Source organism: Flagellimonas aurea, assembly GCF_017313785.1.
GTDB classification, from domain to species: domain Bacteria; phylum Bacteroidota; class Bacteroidia; order Flavobacteriales; family Flavobacteriaceae; genus Flagellimonas; species Flagellimonas aurea.
This window is the reverse complement of record NZ_JAFLNL010000021.1, coordinates 1-17,193: the sequence shown is the minus strand read 5'-3', so window position 1 is coordinate 17,193 and position 17,193 is coordinate 1. Positions and strand designations below refer to the sequence as shown.

General features: G+C 43.7%; 15 protein-coding genes and 1 pseudogene. 8 read left to right on the top strand and 8 right to left on the bottom strand.

All coding sequences use genetic code 11. From position 1 onward, the window contains the following. Positions 1 to 197: 197 nt before the first annotated feature. The 6 genes from J0656_RS19835 to J0656_RS19810 all read right to left on the bottom strand — a co-directional run bounded on the left by J0656_RS19835 (position 198) and on the right by J0656_RS19810 (position 10,391). On the bottom strand, positions 198 to 2,102 hold the full coding sequence (locus J0656_RS19835; protein WP_207037051.1) for a hypothetical protein: 1,905 nt from the start codon (positions 2,100 to 2,102) through the stop codon (positions 198 to 200). A gap of 62 nt (positions 2,103 to 2,164) precedes the next feature. After that, positions 2,165 to 3,688, bottom strand: a complete 1,524-nt coding sequence (locus tag J0656_RS19830) for a BspA family leucine-rich repeat surface protein (RefSeq protein ID WP_159075865.1) — start codon at positions 3,686 to 3,688, stop codon at positions 2,165 to 2,167. 19 nt (positions 3,689 to 3,707) lie between these two features. Further along, positions 3,708 to 5,084, bottom strand: a complete 1,377-nt coding sequence (locus tag J0656_RS19825) for a RagB/SusD family nutrient uptake outer membrane protein (protein WP_207037048.1) — start codon at positions 5,082 to 5,084, stop codon at positions 3,708 to 3,710. 9 nt (positions 5,085 to 5,093) lie between these two features. Then, the gene (locus J0656_RS19820; protein ID WP_207037046.1) at positions 5,094 to 8,534 is read right to left on the bottom strand and encodes a SusC/RagA family TonB-linked outer membrane protein; all 3,441 of its coding nucleotides are present in this window, start codon (positions 8,532 to 8,534) and stop codon (positions 5,094 to 5,096) included. Positions 8,535 to 8,697: 163 nt separating this feature from the next. Next, complete coding sequence (locus J0656_RS19815) at positions 8,698 to 9,666, bottom strand: FecR family protein (RefSeq protein WP_207037044.1); 969 nt, start codon at positions 9,664 to 9,666, stop codon at positions 8,698 to 8,700. Between the two features lie 155 nt (positions 9,667 to 9,821). Continuing rightward, a complete protein-coding gene (locus J0656_RS19810; protein ID WP_207037042.1) occupies positions 9,822 to 10,391 on the bottom strand; it encodes a sigma-70 family RNA polymerase sigma factor in 570 nt (189 codons plus the stop codon). 495 nt (positions 10,392 to 10,886) lie between these two features. On the opposite strand from J0656_RS19810, the pseudogene J0656_RS20485 reads away from it, so the two are divergent. Both J0656_RS20485 and J0656_RS19800 read left to right on the top strand, forming a co-directional pair. Continuing rightward, a pseudogene (locus J0656_RS20485) lies at positions 10,887 to 11,130 on the top strand (transposase); the annotation flags it as partial. A gap of 573 nt (positions 11,131 to 11,703) precedes the next feature. Next, positions 11,704 to 12,657, top strand: a complete 954-nt coding sequence (locus J0656_RS19800; protein ID WP_108247218.1) for a DUF4382 domain-containing protein — start codon at positions 11,704 to 11,706, stop codon at positions 12,655 to 12,657. A gap of 68 nt (positions 12,658 to 12,725) precedes the next feature. On the opposite strand, the gene J0656_RS19795 is transcribed toward J0656_RS19800, so the two are convergent. Further along, positions 12,726 to 13,433 (bottom strand): membrane metalloprotease, encoded by a 708-nt coding sequence (locus J0656_RS19795; protein WP_207037039.1) that lies wholly within the window; start codon positions 13,431 to 13,433, stop codon positions 12,726 to 12,728. A gap of 259 nt (positions 13,434 to 13,692) precedes the next feature. Next, positions 13,693 to 13,878: a hypothetical protein gene (locus J0656_RS19790; protein ID WP_207037036.1), complete on the bottom strand. Its 186-nt coding sequence runs from the start codon at positions 13,876 to 13,878 to the stop codon at positions 13,693 to 13,695. 318 nt (positions 13,879 to 14,196) lie between these two features. Between J0656_RS19790 and J0656_RS19785 the strand changes: the two genes are divergently transcribed. The 6 genes from J0656_RS19785 to J0656_RS19760 all read left to right on the top strand — a co-directional run bounded on the left by J0656_RS19785 (position 14,197) and on the right by J0656_RS19760 (position 17,113). After that, the gene (locus tag J0656_RS19785) at positions 14,197 to 14,667 is read left to right on the top strand and encodes an Hsp20/alpha crystallin family protein (RefSeq protein WP_207037035.1); all 471 of its coding nucleotides are present in this window, start codon (positions 14,197 to 14,199) and stop codon (positions 14,665 to 14,667) included. A 94-nt stretch (positions 14,668 to 14,761) separates the two neighbouring features. Further along, positions 14,762 to 15,193 carry an Hsp20/alpha crystallin family protein gene (locus J0656_RS19780; RefSeq protein WP_108247216.1) on the top strand — a complete coding sequence of 144 codons (432 nt, stop codon included), beginning with the start codon at positions 14,762 to 14,764 and terminating at the stop codon, positions 15,191 to 15,193. Between the two features lie 26 nt (positions 15,194 to 15,219). Further along, positions 15,220 to 15,501, top strand: coding sequence for a hypothetical protein (locus J0656_RS19775; RefSeq protein WP_108247215.1), 282 nt, complete (start codon positions 15,220 to 15,222; stop codon positions 15,499 to 15,501). Next, positions 15,498 to 15,986 (top strand): hypothetical protein, encoded by a 489-nt coding sequence (locus tag J0656_RS19770; protein ID WP_207037032.1) that lies wholly within the window; start codon positions 15,498 to 15,500, stop codon positions 15,984 to 15,986. Before J0656_RS19775 ends, J0656_RS19770 begins: the two co-directional genes overlap by 4 nt. A 100-nt stretch (positions 15,987 to 16,086) precedes the next feature. Continuing rightward, the gene (locus tag J0656_RS19765) at positions 16,087 to 16,866 is read left to right on the top strand and encodes a patatin-like phospholipase family protein (RefSeq protein ID WP_207037030.1); all 780 of its coding nucleotides are present in this window, start codon (positions 16,087 to 16,089) and stop codon (positions 16,864 to 16,866) included. A gap of 55 nt (positions 16,867 to 16,921) precedes the next feature. Then, positions 16,922 to 17,113 (top strand): hypothetical protein, encoded by a 192-nt coding sequence (locus tag J0656_RS19760; RefSeq protein WP_207037027.1) that lies wholly within the window; start codon positions 16,922 to 16,924, stop codon positions 17,111 to 17,113. Positions 17,114 to 17,193 lie beyond the last annotated feature (80 nt).

Sequence of the window (17,193 nt, the reverse complement as noted above, 5' to 3'; positions counted from 1 at the left end):
CAACCACGAAAGAAGACATCAGTCCATCGACTATGAAAGACCCATTGATCTATTTAAAAGAGCAGCTTGATAATTATATTAGTTTTGTAGAAAACCTGTCCTAAAGATCGGGGTATCTACAATACCATACGGTTTGACGCTTTGATTTCTATAAGTTTTTATCCAGCGACTTGAAAATCCTGAATCTTAAAAACCATTCAATCACAGCCCACTACCTTTTCGAGCCTGTTCTTCAAACGCTGTTCTTTCGCATAATCCATATACAATCCTTCATAGGGCCTATCAGATACCCCAAACATCACATCAGTACAGTGGATGTTGTCATATTGCCCATTACCATCTGTACTTTCCATATGGAATATACGGCTAATATAACTGTCATCCTTTGCATCGATATGAGCACCTATATCATTGCCATACTTATTGGGATACCTCCAATCTGGAGACACCAATTTATTATTTTCCCTATAGCGCTTGAGCTGAAGAAAGTTTTCTTGAAGTATTCCATCCGAGGTTTTGAATGGCTCAAAATCATTGGTGTATTCCCTTTTGGTAATCTTGTTGTTGGGCTGAATGTAGAGAATGACTTTGCCCAACAGCCCACCTTCCTTAGATCCCTTTTCATCCATAAAATAAAGGGTTCTACCGTCAACAATCTTGTCATAATCCACTAGGGGCTCATTGCGGAACCCACTTGAACTGTGATACCTTAATTTCTCTCCAAACTTGTCCTGCATCAGATTGATGATATTTTGCCATTTGGCATCTGCCAGCCATTGTTCATATTCTTTTAGCTCCGTCATGATGAAAAGGGGTTCATGGTCAGGATGCGCATTGCTCCATTGAGCTAAATATTCGATCCAATCCGCCAGAAATATCGATTGTGGATTGTCAACGGCAAGATCAACCTCATCTCCAGGAGCATCATGGCCCAATGAAAGGACACCGATATCCATTTTCGACAATTGAACGGATACCCCCTTGTCCAAAAGCAGGAAGTATCCACCCCTGGATGGGTACACCCCTGCATCGGCACCCGACAACATATCATCTTCGTTATTGTATTCGTATACCAATACGGGAGTTCCGCTATCCATCACCAATTGTGAGCCCACCACGTTGCCATTGGCCGCATAAGAGTTTACAAATAGTTTCCCGTCAGCTTGAACTGCCTGCACCGTTCCCTTGAGCAATCCGGATGTACCGGTTGTGCTGACACTTCTAGACCACTTATTGCCATTGGTATCGACAGATTCCACGGAGAAATTGGTCACGGTGTTCACATTGTGCCGAAATAGGTATAGTCTATTGTCCTGCTCAAATGGGTACAAGTTCTCGTCCGAAGAGACCGAGGCCAGTTCATATATGGATGCTCCAATGGATACAGCTCCTTCATCAAAGGATACTTTAAGAATATCGTATCTGCGACCATCCTTTGCATGTACCCCCAAGTAGACGTTGTCATTAAAAACAAATGCGGAAAGCCCTATGTTGGCAACACCGATATTCTCTGAATGGATTTCTTCCAAACCGCTGCCGTTGAAGCTGTAAATCGTCAAATCACCATTTCCCGGGGCATAGCCAAATATATATTCACCCGTGGATCGGGACACTATTGAAAATTTTCGTTCCACCCCTTCCCATTTTACCTCCGTCTTTTCCGATGTTATTTCGGTTTCACCGTCCAATACTTTATATACCGTGGTTTTTCCCGTTGCATTCATATAGGTGAGCATATACGTATCTCCCATAGAATCAAAAACGGAAAAGGCATCTACATCCTCGGTCCATGTCGCCTGAAGTTCCTTTTGTGTATGGAAGGAAAAAAGGTCAAACTCAAAAAAACGAAGTCCCGCTTCCAATTGAGTCTCTATACCCTCCCTTTTCATCCCCGCCAAGTTCCCAGAATAGGAGTTATGGGTGCCCTTAAAGAAAAATTGTCTGTAAATGGCCGTTGAGGAATCCAACACCACTGGTTCCGGACCTGGATCAACGCTGTCATCCGTTGGTGTTGTGATCGATGGGAACCCTCCATCGGATGAACATCCATAGTTAATAAAAAAACTCAAAAAAGCGATACTGAACGTAATCCACATTTTCATACTACCCGAAGTTATATTTAGAAGGGACTCTTTCGGAGTCCCTTCTTTATCAGTTATGGTCATTAATTATCCCTATTACAGAATTCGTTGTTATCTGTTTTATCAGCGTTGAACTTTGGTTTATGCGCATCTTCCCATTGTGGTGCATCTTTATCAAAATCATAGTTACACTGTACATTGCCAACGTCCCAACCAGAAATATCCTGATTAAAGGCAAGGTTCTCCTTGAACAGGTTCTGCATGTTCACCACATTGCTGACATCCCATCCGGAAATATCTTGATTAAACGCGCAATCATTGCCGCCAAACATAGTTTCCATATTGTCCAGACCGCTCACATCCCAATTGGCAATTGAGGGATTGTTAAAACCACTGTCCTTGAACATGTCCCACATGCTAACGACCTGACTGACATCCCATGCACTCAAATCACCATCGTAATCGGAGTCCCTGAACATCTCCCGCATAGTAACAACATTATGGAGTTTGTCCCCCCAACCTGACAAATCTTGGCTGAACGCATCATTGCCCCTAAAAGTGGATTGGAAACTTGTGACCTTGGAAACGTCCCAATTGCCTATGGGTTGATCAAAAGGAGTATCCCGGAACATATTTTTCAACGTAACGGCATTGCTCACATCCCAACTGGATATATCTTGGTCAAATGCGGATTCCCTGAACATGGTTTCGAAGGTATTGACATTGCTTACGTTCCATTGATCCAAGGGCTGGTTAAAGTTGGTGGCCTTGTAAAAAACATCTTGCATATTGGACACACCACTCACATCCCAGTGGTTGATGTTGCTGTTAAATGATGTGGCCTCCCTGAAGATGGCCTTCAATGTGGTGGTTCCGGTAAGGTCCGGTGCGTCCACTGCACTTATCTGAAGGTTGGAACACCCCCTAAAATAAGCCTCATCATTGCCGAGTTTTACTTGCCCCCAACGGGTAATATCCAATATATTATCGGCACTTTGGTCCGTTTGATAAAAATTGAATCCATCAATATCCCCCCATATGGTTACCGTATAATCCCCTGTTTCGGTGTACGTGTGGGTGGCCGATTCCAGATCATATCCGGCCACGATGCTGTCTTCACCATCCCCCCAAAACACTTTAAAATTATATGTTCCATTTTCGGTCAAGGGCAGGGTAATGGCCTCGCCCGAAGCAACTCTCCAAACCGACACAAATTCCTCATCGGATTGAAATGGTTCCAATACATTCAATTTTACCGTAAACTCCTCTTCAAGGCCAAAACCTGAGACCAAAAGTGAGGAATCCCCTGTAGTGAAACCCGACCCTGAGGCAGGGGACACAGAGATACCTTCCTTTGTATAAATGGTCAGGATAATTTCACTAGCATCACATTCCGTGGGCAAGGTCGCGGCAATGGTTCTGGAGGAATTGGACACCGACACCTCGACATCTTCCCCGACACAGTCGTTCTTGGAAGCTTCAATAACTATGGAATCGATATAGACATCCCTTGTATCCAAAGAATAATCAGTATTATCCACATTGCATGCATGTAGGATCGGCACTATGCAAGCGACCCATAAAAATATATTGTAAAAACGTTTCATTTGGTTTTTTGATTTTAGTTTAATACCCGGGATTTTGCTCCATTTTGGTGATGTCGACTTCCGCCTGTGGCAGAGGTGACAACAATCGATAGGCTTCAACGGTAATTTTACTTCCGTCATTTTGAAAGAAAGCATTCATGGTCTCCAATGCCTTTCCGGTGCGCAGTAAATCAAACCATCTATGGCCTTCTCCAGCGAGCTCCAAACGTCTTTCCTTTGCAATGGCACTTCGCATATCCGATTGGCTGGAAGCAGTTGTATCATCCAAATTTGCCCGGTTTCTGACCATATTAAGGTATGTTGCCGCTGCTGCGGTCTTGTTATTCTCATTAAGACATTCCGCATAGAGCAATAGTACGTCCGCATATCTAACCACAAAATGATTGTCCCCACCATCGTCAGTACTATTGTTGGGGGAAGGGGTCCATTTGTTGATGTAGTAGACATTACTGGATTCGGTGACCAACCCTTTCCTTAGGTCGCCTACAGCATAAAGTTCATACAGGCTACTTTCCATGGCCATGGCCCCAAGGCCTCCTTGGTCATCAGGCTGTGTGAACATATAGTAGTATTCACTTCCCTCGCTCATTCCATCCAGATTTGATGCATACTGGATACTGAAAACATCTTCATCGTTGCCTTCATTTTCAACACCAAAAAGTGCATCAATGTCCACAAGGGAATACTTTCCGGAGGAAACAATGATCTGCAATTGGGCTTCTGCCTTATCAAAATCCCTTGTTTTCATATAATGTTTGGCAAGGATGGCGCGGGCCGCATATGTATTGGGCCTACCGGCACTGTTGGATGATGGCAAGAGTTCGATCGCATCCAGCAGATCTGCCTCGATTTGGGCATATATCTCCGTTTTCGGGGTCCTTGCATCATCAAATGCATAGGTGGGGTCATCAATGGTCAACACCAAGGGGACATCACCATAAATCGTGGTAAGGTTGTCATATAAAAAACCCCTGATGAACTTCATTTCGCCAATCCTGATATTTTTAAGCGACTCGCTGTCATATAACACATCATCAATAACAGACAACACAGTATTTGCATAAAAAATCCCTTCATAGGAATTTTCCCAAATACTGCCCACAAACCCAGAAGTACTGGTCCATGAAAAATCCTCCAAAGGCCTGGCACCCCCGTTGGAGTTCGGTGCTTGGATATAGGCATTATCGGATGGAATTTCGCCCCACAGTATCATATAGTAATCATATAAGGCTTGGAGTTCATTATAGGTTGCAGTCACGGTCGACTCCACATTTTCCTGGGTGGAGTAATAATTTTCTGCCAATATCCCCGTTTCAGGAAGTTGTTCGAGCTCATTCTCACAAGCAATGCCAATAAGCAATGTAAAAGAGTATAAAACGATTCTATTGAATTTCATAATGTTTTTTTATTGAAGTGTTAGATTGATGCCTACGGAAACAAGCCGTGGCACCGATGTGGTTCCTTGTATATATCCCCTATCGAGCGGATTGCCCGTATACCCGCCATCAGGGTTCATGCCCCTGTACTTTGTCCAGGTATGGAGATTGTTCGCTGAAACATAAACGCGCATGGCCTGCAAGTGAAATTGGTCCAAAAGACCGGAAGGCAAATTGTATCCCAACTGCACACTTCGCAACCTGAGGTAATCCGCGTCCAAAACATTATAGCTTGTGGGATTTCTGCTGGCCTTACGGGTAGCGGTGTTCCCGTAGGCATCCGGCGGCGCCAAATAGCCCTCGGGATTGCTTGCGGGGTCCCAATAGTTGTTGAAATAATTATAGTTTGTATTGGTAAAGGCTTCCCCATATTCTAAATAATTCGAGGTCATCAAATCATAGGCTACCCGCCCCATCGTTCCATTAAAGTTCAGGTTCAGATCAAATCCCTCATAACCAAGGTCAATTCCAAATCCATAGGTCACTTCGGGGTTATAATCCCCAAGGAGCACCCTGTCATCAGCATCAATAATGTCATTGCCATCGGTATCTTGGAAAATATAATCCCCAACTTCAGCGGACAATGTGGTGTTCTTCCTGCTCTTATATTCGGCCACTTCTTCCTCGGATTTTAGAAGTCCAATGATTTTATAACCGTATAGATTGGCCAATGACTCCCCTACCCTGGTTATAAACCTTTGATTACCTCCTTCGTACAGTTCATCTGCACCGCCCAAAGAAATGATCTCATTTTCATTGGTGGTCAGGTTTGCATTGAACCCCAAAGAAAGACCGCCAATATTGAAATTGGATCCATTGAGCTCAAATTCCCATCCTTTGTTCCGCATTTCGCCGATGTTCTGAAGTGAACTGTTAAAACCTGTATGCTTGGGAACCGGCCTATCCAATAGCAGGTCCGAAATATCCGCTAAATAATAATCGACCCCTAAATTTATTTTGTTGAAAAAACCAAGATCAACACCGAAGTTGTTCGATGTATTGGTCTCCCAACCCAACGAATATGAAGGCGCACTGGAAGGCGCGGCTCCCGGGGAAAGGGCACCGTCATAGGGATAATCCCTTCCTGTACTGATGGAGGCATATTGGGCATAGTTCCCTATTTGGTTATTCCCTGTCTGCCCCCAGCTATATCGTAGCTTTGCATAGGTTAAAATGTCATTTTCAGGAAAAAAAGATTCATTGCTCAACACCCATCCGGCAGAAAAAGAACTAAAAGTTCCATATCTATTGTCCTTTCCAAATCTTGACGACCCATCGGTACGAATGGACCCAGAGAGAAAATAACGGTCATCATAATCATACAATATCCTCCCAAAATAGGAAATCTGTGCCCACCTGCTGCGAGAGGCTGATGCGGTCTGTTCCGTGGATCCATCTATATTCTGAATGATATCGTTTGGAAAATCATATCCGTTCACTGACAGGGATGTGTATGAACTTTTCTGGAAACTCTGTCCCAATAGGGCATTGAAGGAATGCTTTCCGATATCGAAGGTATAGTTCGCCGTATTTTCCACAAGGATATCCCCTTGGTCGCTTCTGCTTTCCGAACCTTGGTTGGAATCCCTTTCACTGATCAATCGTCTATACGAACCGGTAAGCATGGGTGCGTATTGATCGGTAAACTTTGACTCTAACAAATATCCCAGGGATGTTTTCAGCACCAATTTATCGATTGGTTCAAAAGAAAGGTAGGTGTTGCCAAAAGTCCTGAACTCCCTTCTATCGTATTTGGACAATTCGGACATTGCCACAGGGTTTTCCTGCATATTAGCATTATAGGGCCTATTGGCCAATATCTGCGCCTCAATGTTGTAGCCCGTAGGGTTGTTGTCATCATAGGCTGAAAAAAATGGGAACATGTACACCATCGCCCTTCCCGCGGGGTCAATTGGGAAACGGTATCCATTCCCGCCATTGGTCAGCCCCCTTTCTGCATAGTAACCATTTAGGTTTATACCGAACTTAAAATATTTTCCAAGTTTTGTATTCAGTTTTAAATTGGTGGTATAGCGTTTCTGATCTGCCGTAATCACGATGCCTTCCTCATTGGTATAACCCAACGAAGCTGCATAATTGGTGGCCTCGGTGGATCCGGAAACGTTCACATAGTGGTTCTGTACCAGGCCTGTCCTATATACCGCGTCTTCCCAATCGAAATCGGTCAACCCAAGTTCATTGTTCAAATAGGGCACCGTGTAATCCAAAATAAGCTCTCGGACATTCGCCCCATTGGTAATTCGTTGTTCCTCTGAATCGTTGACACTCACGTTTTCATGGTTTTTTAAATAGGCATTGTTACGACCATCCCTGAAAAATTTGGCCGCATCGTAGGCATTCAACAAATCGTAGCTTCCTGTTTTTTCTTGAAGCCCCATAACAGAACGAAGTTCAACGGTCAACTTTTTCCCCTTGCCCTTTTTTGTGGTGATCATGATGACCCCATTGGCTGCACGAGATCCATAGATAGCAGCGGAGGCAGCATCCTTGATCACATCTATGGATGCAATATCGTTGGGGTTGATTACGTTTAGCGAGCTGCCCTCTGCCAATGGAAAACCGTCAACCACCACCAATGGATTGGCATCCCGTGTAATGGATCCCGCTCCTCTGATGGTAATCGTGTTGCCATCACCAGGGTTCCGCGCATTGGTCAGAATATTTACACCCGCAAGTTTTCCCACGATGGCCTGATCGAAATTGGCATTGGAATACTGCTGGATCTCCTCTTGATCTATGCTGGTCACTGCTCCGGATATTTTTTCTTTTGAGCTGGTGCCATATCCTATCACAATGACCTCATGCAGTTTCTGGGTATCCAATTGAAGACTGATGGTCAGCGATGTCTGTCCATTGACAGGGACCTCCTTGGTAAAATAACCAATGTACGATACCAACAGCGTGGCATCTGAATTTACCACGACCGCAAAATTTCCATCAAAATCGGTAGTGGTACCGATGCTGCTTCCCTTTGCAACGATTGTCGCACCGGGCAAAGGCTGTCCGTTTTCATCCAGCACCACACCACTTACCTGCAATTGTTCCACAATTTCCGGTTCCTTTTTTTGCTGCTGTATTTTGGATATAGCAATGGATTTGTTGATTCTGTTGAAACGAAAATGTTTCTCCAAGGACAGGTCATATAATAGGTCAAATAATGAATCGTAGGTCCTGTCAATTGAATATGCAGCGCCCAAATCAACTTCACTTTCATAATAGGTAAAGTTGAAATCGGTCTGGTCCTCTACCTTTTTGAGAACATTGCGTACCGTATAGGAACCGTGTTCAAGGGAGATTTTTGTGCTGCGCAAAGATTGCGCATTGGCCCCATTGGCCAAAACCCCTTGAAGACCCAATGCCAGCAATATATAAACTGAAGTAAGTTTCATTAGAAGTTTTCTAAAATCATGTTCATTTTTTTTCATAGTTTTAGTTGGAATTTTTCATTAAAAAAGTGGTTCAAATGTATTTTCACTACATTATCATTTTTTGTCGTACGAATTAATTTCATAGGGAAGCGCTCCAACGCTTCCCTTTTTTATAGCTCTCTTTTTACATGGAATTGTTTTTTAGGGGTTCAAAAATCAGTATGTTCTGTTTGTCTTCGTATTTGTAATCCAAGTTGCCGGCCCGGGTCACGGAAAGTAAAATGGCATTGAGACTTTCATTCTTATAATGTCCAGTCACCTTTTTTTCAGGCAACTCGGATTGTTCAAATATTATCTTTTTATGAAACCGTCGTTCCAGTATGGTGGCGACGCGGGATAGTTTGGTGTTTTTAAAATCGAAATCGTTGGTCATCCAAGCGAGTTCCAGTTCCATATCCATTTCAACGATTGCGATACTGTCATTTCCATAGCCGAACACTGCCTTTTTCATGGGTTTCAACAATACCTGCTCGGTATTTGCATTGACCTCGACGCTTCCTTCAATCAATGCGACCTCCGTTCTTTCATTGGATTCCTTTACATTGAATTTGGTGCCCAACACCTTGGTCTGAAAGCCACTGGAATGGACGATAAATGGCCTGTTTTTGTTTTTTGCCACCTCAAAGAATGCCTCCCCGTGCAAGGTGACCTCCCTGAATTCGGATTCCATGAACTTTTTGGCAACGACCAGTTCGCTGTTCCGATTTAACCAGACGGTAGAACCATCCATCAATGCAACCTGCTTGATTCCCATATCATTTGAAACGATCCGTTCATATTCCATGGGCTGCTCTTTTTGGAAAAGAAGGATTTTGGTCATTGCTCCCAACCCAATGAGAAAAAGTATTGCGGCGGCCACCTTCCAAAAGGGAGAGATGGATTTTCGATTCCTTTCCTGAAAATCAATTCTTTGTTTTATTTTTTTTGATAATTCCTTTCGTATTCGCTCTTTCTCAACAATTCCTTTCGTATCCCAAATATTGTTGTCGTCTTGAAAAGCATCGAAGAAGCGATACAGCAGTACAAGTTCCTCCTTGGTGCAGGTACCCTTATCATATTTTGAAAGTAAATCAATCAATTTTGATTTATCCATGGCTGTGCTTTTACCTATAAGTACCCCAACAAAGGACATTTACTGGAGCCAATACTTGGATTTAACTCATAGATAACACAGCTAACCTTAAGGTAACCTTGACGAATGATGGACTCATATCACTGATTTTAAAAGATGTTATCATCAGCGGTAAATCAATAAAAAAGATAGGATAGGATAACAAGAACAGAGACGGTCAACGCGGTTTTGAGCTCCTTAACAACTTGATACAAATACCATTCAACGGTTCTTTGTGAAAGATTAAGGTGGTTTGCAATTTCTTTATTGGACAGGTTTTGATACCTACTCATTTCAAATATTTCTCTTTCCCTTGGGGAAAGGGCACCCAGCTTTTCGTCCAATTTTGTTTTAAGGTCAATAAGATCCAACTGTTCTTCTGTGTTGTTGACCAACAGCCCCTTAAATTTATCTTCGTGAATTTGCAAAGGAGCGTTTTTCTTCAACTGTTTCAGTGATTGATTTCGTACAGCCTTATAAAGGAATCCCGGTATATTTTCAACCTCAAGTTGAAGTTTGCGTAACCAAAGATCAAAAAAAACCTCTTGAACTGCATCCTTGGCCATATCCTCACTCAATAAGACTTTATAAGCAGCTTGGTACAATCCGTCCCAATGTGTCTCAAAAAGCCTATTGAACGCTTTTATGTTGCCCTTTTTGATTTCTTGAAAAAGAAATTTATCGGAGGTCGATTCCAAACTATCCAATACCCGAAATTTAGATGGTAAAGTTTATAATTTGCCGCTTCATACTGTAACATAAGCCGTTTAACAAAAGGTTAATTTTAATAAGGGGTATATCTTCAATTTACATTCATGTTGTTAAAAACGGACAGAATAACTCCCTCGCAGAAAAAGAGTGAGCATAGCAAAACAGCTAACAAAGAACTGACGTACAAACTGCTACAACAAAATGTTTGGTGGTTTAGATTTGCCGTTCTTAGTGGTTCCCACAATCCATCCCATCCACCTAAATCCCCATACATAAATTAAGAATTTCTTTAACTTTTTGGTTCTAAAATGTACATCCAAAATCATTTTAACCTATTTTAGTTAATAGCCTTACCCCCTTTTATAGCCTTCCCTAAAAATGATCTCCTCCCGTTAAACCGGACAGTTTAAAACCAGAAAATCGGGGCGAATAAATGTTTAACTTTAAACAGGTATTTGCTTATGAGACGATAGAAGTACCAGGAATCACAGATTGTATTTGCGATCAAACAGGTGGAGACGGGGGATTCGTATCCAAGAGGTGCGCCGCAAGATGTAGATATCAGAGGCAACGTTCTACAGCTGGAAGAAGAAATAGGGCGGCCTGGATGTCTCCGAACTCCGGAGGCTGAAGAACCTGGAGGAGGAGAACGCACAATTGAAGGAACTGGTCGCCGACCAAAGTTTGGACAAACAGATCCTGCAGGACGTGCTGAAAAAGTTCTGAGGCCGTTCCGAAAGCGTGGGATGGTCGATAATATAAGGATGGAGTACAATATTATCATCCAACGTTGCTGCAAGCTCATACTGCTGCACAAGAGCGTTTGCTATTCAAGGGCCAAGGGCCGTAGCGATGAACTGTTGCGCATGAGAATGAACGAGATTGCCGCTGTCAGGGTACGTTATGGGTTCTGGCATATCCTTTTGAGACGGAAGAGTTTCATGGACAATCACAAACGCATGTACCGGGACTTTTGCGAGGAAGGTCTGAACTTGAGGAGCAAGTGGCCCAAAAGGAACCGTTCCGCCGCACACAGACAACCCGCAGAGGGGAACGTCTCTAGTTTGAACGAATGTTGGAGCATGGATTTTGTCTCGGACCAGTTGTACAACGGGAACCGTTTCAGGGCTTTAACTTTAGTGGATAATAGCCGCGAGTGTTGGGCCATCTATACAGGAAAATCTCTTAAAGGAAGTGATGTCGTACAGTTTGGGGTCCCCTCAATATTTTCAAGGTCTAAGTAGGGTTTGTTACGTCTCAATTGTTATACTATTGAAGCAAATAGTAAACCCTTAAATCTTAATTTTTATGAAGACCTTTTTGAAAAACTTGGGAATTATCTTTGGAACAATGCTTTTGATAGTATCCTGTAGTGACGACAATGAAAATGACAATGTAGAGAAGGAATCTTATCAAACAACCATTAAAATCACGGATGCCCCCATAGACAATGCGAATGTGGAAGCGGTGTTCATTACCGTTTCCGATGTAAAGGTGGATGGAAACTCCATCGAAGGTTTCACCAAAACCACTTTTAACCTATCCGCTTTGGTCAACGGGCAGACCAAGACCTTGGGCAATCTCCCAATGGAAGCGGGAACCTATTCCAACATCGAATTGGTCCTTGACTATGCGAATGACATGGATGGCAACAGTCCTGGATGTTATGTCGAAATGGTGGATGGTACTAAGGACAAGATAGAAGCTTCCTCCAGTACCGTGAACATCACGGATTCCTTTGAGGTCTTTGCGACCAATACCAATGAAATCATCATTGATTTTGACCTACGCAAAACCATAAAGGAAGAACAGGGTACGTTGGAGTCGGACTTTGATTTCGTGACACTCTCAGAACTTTCCGCAGGTATCCGGACCGTAAACAAGGAAGCGACAGGAGAGATTTCGGGTACGGTCAACGATTCCCAGGACACCTCCGACAAAATCGTGGTCTATGCCTATGAAAAGGGCACCTACAGCGCTGAGGTGGAGACCCAGGGGCAGGGCGAGAGCAATATCAGGTTTGCCAATGCCGTGACCAGCGCGGAAGTAAGTGGGATCAACAACGCCTACAGCCTTAACTTTTTGGCCGAAGGGGAATATGAACTGATCTTTGTATCCTACACCCAGGATGGTGCAGAATTCTATTTCAACTCTCAACTGGAAGTGGAGTCCACCACTGGTCTTGATCTTGGAGCCATCAATATCACATCGGCCCTACAGTTGAGTGCCAATGTCACCGTAACCGGGACTACTTCTCTATAAGAAGAGAATTACCATATAATCAGAAAAGCCCCGCTATGGGGCTTTTCAATTATAAATATCAAAGGTTCTTATTTACCCCCATTGGCCTGCAAATCTGCCAAACAGGCCGCATCCAATTCTGGAATAGTGCCACCACTGATCATGTTGACAAGCCCCTCTCCTGTCTCTGCTGTCCAATACATCAAACAATCCTCAGTGGTACAATGTCTTCCATGTGGCTCATCCTGATGTGCGCTTTGCACTGGGGTACCTGCATTGACCAATCCCAATAAATGTCCAAACTCATGGTCAAGAACCGTGGTCTCCAGAACTGTGGTACTCGGAGCCAAAGGTTGCCCACTGAACCCCTTAATGGTCTCTTCGAAAAGTACAAAAGAAGTATTGCGGTAGGCCACACCCAAAACAGAACCATTCTCGGTGTTCTCTGAGTATTCCCCATCAAGAAAAAGTCCAAAGGCCTTTATAGTACCACCTAGGTTATAGGCAGTACGGATCTCATCCTCAAGGTTTCTGATATCTGTAATTGAATATACATCTTGGCCTGGGGATGGAATTTCTTTGAGCTCCATGGAGATACCATTTGGTTTGTTCAGCCTTTGTGACAAAAAGTCTTCAAAATTATCCAACGTGGTCTCACTTGGTTTGAATCCGGAAACATAGAATATTTCAAGGAAAAGCTCGGTGAAATTTGTGTCGTCCAAAAGGTCGGAGGCAGAATCCCCCACCGATTTTCGGTTTTGTGAAACATCCGTTCCGTCAGGAAGATTCTTATCCATGGATCCAGATTCCCCATCAGTGGAACATCCAATAACCAGTATTCCCAATGTTAAGGGGAAGCCAATCAGTCGCAATAACGATTTTTTTTTGAACATCATAATAAACTAACGAGGAAGTCCTATCCATAGTATCCTTCTGGACAAAATCAGCTCTTAAAGTTAAAGGAACACCTTCATCGTTTTGGTTCCAAAGGGCCTCTGGTATTTCCTGTATTCAAAGGTGGCCTGTTTAACCACCGAAACAAATAACCAAGCGCCTCTAGGCAGAATAGGTAGGTCGCTTCGCCTTGGTGAAGGAATGCCCAAACTCATACTCTTTACTGTGGAGCATTTTCTGGTACACCGTCTCGTCCACGTTGACGGGTATCGCTAGATCGGGGAATTGGATCTGATACGAATCTCCTTTTTTTCCAATGAGCCTTACCTTGATCGGTTTTTTTTTCATAACCTAAATTTTAAAAAAGTTAAACCATAAAAAAATACCGTTTCAATTTGGGCAAAGGTCGTTCCAGATTTGAAATTCCATTACCTATTCTTGGTAAAATGCCATTTGTAATGTCAATATGACACATATATTGTAAAAATTTTATTAAAGTGACATTTCCGTATTCCGGTCAATCCGAAAATTTGACAGGAAGCTTTAGAAGTCTTTAACAGAAAAATGACAAAGATGCGTTTTGGCATGTCCTTTGTCCTTAGCACACAGGGGTTTGTAAGAATCCCATACGATAAAAATAATGTTAAACTTAAATTTTTTAAAACCATGAGCAATTTAGTTTCTGTACCAAAAAATGGTAGTTTGGCAAAATCAAACCTGGACTTCCCAACCTGGTCCAATTGGATCGACAGCTTTTTCGAATCGGACCTACCTTCAGTGTTCACCTCCAACTTCAGCACTGGAATCACAGTGCCCAAGGTCAATATCAAGGAAACGGCGGATGCCTATTGGGTAGAGATGGCCGTGCCCGGAATGAAAAAGTCCGATTTCCAGATCGATCTGGACAACCAACAGCTTTCCATTTCGAGCGAGGTGAAACAGGAAGAGGAGCGCAAGGAGGACAACTACACCCGTAGGGAGTTTGGGTATGCATCTTTCAAAAGGTCTTTCACACTTCCCGATTCCGTTGACGATAGCAAGATCAAAGCTTCGTACAACGATGGTATCCTAGGCATCCATCTTCCGAAGAAGGAAGAGGCAAGGCAAAAGCCGACCAGGACCATCAAGATATCATAATAGCACCTATTTTTTTAACGGTGAAAATGGACAGGGGCCGACTGACCGGTCCCTTCCATTAAACCACCAATTGTTGAACCTAAATTTTTGCAACATGAAAATCTTTGGCAAAAAGGTGGGCAAGGCAATCCAGATCCCACCTATCATAAAAAGGATGAAAAACTGGGCAAAGCGTGTACGAAACATGGGCAAGCTTAAATCATTGACCATATCATCGGCCGACAGCCCTATTGAGGAAACCGATTTTGGACTTTCCATTCCCATGCCCGGATTCGATAAGAACAACGTGAAGATGGAACTTCAGGGCAACACCCTTATCATAAGCGGCAGAAATGAACAATCATGTGAAATCAAGAAAAGCTTTAGGGTTCGCAGGGCGTTTGTGCGTTCCTCCTTCCGCAAGACCTTGGACCTCCCACGGGATGTCAACCCTGAAAGTATACATGCAAGCCTGAAAAATGGGTTGTTGCAGGTCCGTTTTTCCAAAAGAGAAACGATGTACAAGCGGCTCCTTAAGGTGGCCTGAGCCGAAATCCATTAGATTTATACGACATGGCACGAAAGTTCAAGCCAGGGGATTGGGTCAAGGTCAAGGGAACGTCCAGCGGCCCCAAGATGGAGGTGTCCAAATATAGCGCAAAGAAGGAACCGATATTTGGATTCATGGACAGGGACACCTATGTGGAATGTATATGGTACCGCAATGGGGAGCGAAGATCCCGCGTGTTCCACCAGAACCGACTGTCTAAAGTATTGGACACCAAAGGAATCTACAAGACCTCGCGGACAATCGATGATCAAAACAATGTTGAACCAAGAAACGAACAAAAATGAAAATTCAAATCCTATTTTGTACAACCCTATTAGTAGCACTGAACAGTTGTCAGGGCCAAGAGAAAAAGAAAGGTGAATTGACCAAAGAAGGTGACCAGAAAGAGATTGCCCAACCCAAGGGCAGTTGGAAGGTCGACCGGGAATTCGACGAGAACGGAAACCTCATCCGTTATGACAGTATCTATACTTGGTCCACTGATTCGTCGGACAATCTCGCTGGTCTGGACAAGGATAGCCTTTTGAGCAACTTTGAATCCAAGTTCTACAACCACTTTTCGCAATTCAAGAACCAAGGGTTCGGGGACCTTTTCGAACCGGACTCACTTTTCAGCAAAAGGTTCTTCAATGACGGCTTTTTTGAAAGCGATTTCGGGGAGGACTTTATGGAGCTGGACAACATCAGAAAACGGATGATGGAAAGACAAAAGAGGTTCTTGGAAAAGTACGGCTCCGACTTAGGGATGCAGGAAAAGGACAGCCTATAGCAAATATCTACAGGCCAGTCTTTCGATCAAATCCAGCTTCTTTAAAATGAATAGTTGAAGAAGGGATGCAATTTCCTCCCTTTAATGTAAACTTTTATAGATGAAAACGGAAACATTGATAAATACCACCCTTGGATTGGTGCTCTCCGGTGGCGGGGTAAAGGGAATGGCCCATATTGGGCTGCTCAAGGCCTTGGAACAGCGCGGTATCTATCCAAGCCAGATATCGGGCGTAAGTGCCGGGGCCCTCATAAGTGGACTATATGTGGACGGGACCTCTATTGAGGATATGCTCGTCTTCTTCAAGGAAACCCCCTTGCTCAGATACAACTTCGTGACCGTGAACAAGCCGGGGCTGTTCGATACGGACAAGTATCTTCCCTTCTTTGATGACTTTTTTACGGCCCATCGGTTCGAGGAACTAGACAAACGGCTTGTGGTGGTTGCCACCAATCTATTGAAAGGTGAACCGGTGTATTTCGAAAAGGGGGAACTGTTCAGGCCCTTATTGGCCTCTGCGGCACTGCCTCCTGTGTTCAGCCCAGTGTCCATCGATGGGGAGCTTTTTGCCGATGGGGGCATCATGAACAATTTTCCGGTCGAGCCCTTGACCGGTGCTTGTGATGTGATCATAGGGTGTTACGCCTCGTCCATGAAGGCAGTGGGAAAGGGCCACATCAAGAGTGGCCTTCAAATATCAGAAAGGGCCAATCTTTTGATGCTGCACGCCAATGCCATGGACAAGCTTCACATACCCGATCTGCTGATCGTACCAGAGAAACTGGGGAACATCGAGGTCCTGGACAAAAAGGGAATCGACAAGGCCTTTGTCCTTGGTTATGATCACGCCAACAGGAAGCTGGATGAATGGCTACAATGAATTTGTCACCTTAGCAAAATAAAAACTGAATAGAAAAACCTTAAAATGTTTGGATATGGGAACATTGGCCATCGGAATCTCTTTGATCATGGTGATTTATGCGCTTTTTCTGCACATCACCTACCATTATATTTTGGGGAACGGAAATTTTAAGGGCCTGCACCTTAACCATTTTTTCAAAAAACTCAAAAAACTCAGAAACCTCAGTGGAAACGCCGGACATAGTATACCACCCTCGCTGGGTTAAAGTGACCATAGCTGGCCGGACGAAAGTGACCCACCTTCGCCGGGTCAAAGTGGACCACCTTTAGATTAGATCTATCTGTA

Excerpts from the sequence above, each read along its gene's own strand:
- J0656_RS19835 (WP_207037051.1), bottom strand. The coding sequence starts at position 2,102 with ATGAAAATGTGGATTACGTTCAGTATCGCTTTTTTGAGTTTTTTTATT.
- J0656_RS19830 (WP_159075865.1), bottom strand. The coding sequence starts at position 3,688 with ATGAAACGTTTTTACAATATATTTTTATGGGTCGCTTGCATAGTGCCG.
- J0656_RS19825 (WP_207037048.1), bottom strand. The coding sequence starts at position 5,084 with ATGAAATTCAATAGAATCGTTTTATACTCTTTTACATTGCTTATTGGC.
- J0656_RS19820 (WP_207037046.1), bottom strand. The coding sequence starts at position 8,534 with ATGAAACTTACTTCAGTTTATATATTGCTGGCATTGGGTCTTCAAGGG.
- J0656_RS19815 (WP_207037044.1), bottom strand. The coding sequence starts at position 9,666 with ATGGATAAATCAAAATTGATTGATTTACTTTCAAAATATGATAAGGGT.
- J0656_RS19800 (WP_108247218.1), top strand. The coding sequence starts at position 11,704 with ATGAAGACCTTTTTGAAAAACTTGGGAATTATCTTTGGAACAATGCTT.
- J0656_RS19795 (WP_207037039.1), bottom strand. The coding sequence starts at position 13,433 with ATGGATAAGAATCTTCCTGACGGAACGGATGTTTCACAAAACCGAAAA.
- J0656_RS19790 (WP_207037036.1), bottom strand. The coding sequence starts at position 13,878 with ATGAAAAAAAAACCGATCAAGGTAAGGCTCATTGGAAAAAAAGGAGAT.
- J0656_RS19785 (WP_207037035.1), top strand. The coding sequence starts at position 14,197 with ATGAGCAATTTAGTTTCTGTACCAAAAAATGGTAGTTTGGCAAAATCA.
- J0656_RS19780 (WP_108247216.1), top strand. The coding sequence starts at position 14,762 with ATGAAAATCTTTGGCAAAAAGGTGGGCAAGGCAATCCAGATCCCACCT.
- J0656_RS19775 (WP_108247215.1), top strand. The coding sequence starts at position 15,220 with ATGGCACGAAAGTTCAAGCCAGGGGATTGGGTCAAGGTCAAGGGAACG.
- J0656_RS19770 (WP_207037032.1), top strand. The coding sequence starts at position 15,498 with ATGAAAATTCAAATCCTATTTTGTACAACCCTATTAGTAGCACTGAAC.
- J0656_RS19765 (WP_207037030.1), top strand. The coding sequence starts at position 16,087 with ATGAAAACGGAAACATTGATAAATACCACCCTTGGATTGGTGCTCTCC.
- J0656_RS19760 (WP_207037027.1), top strand. The coding sequence starts at position 16,922 with ATGGGAACATTGGCCATCGGAATCTCTTTGATCATGGTGATTTATGCG.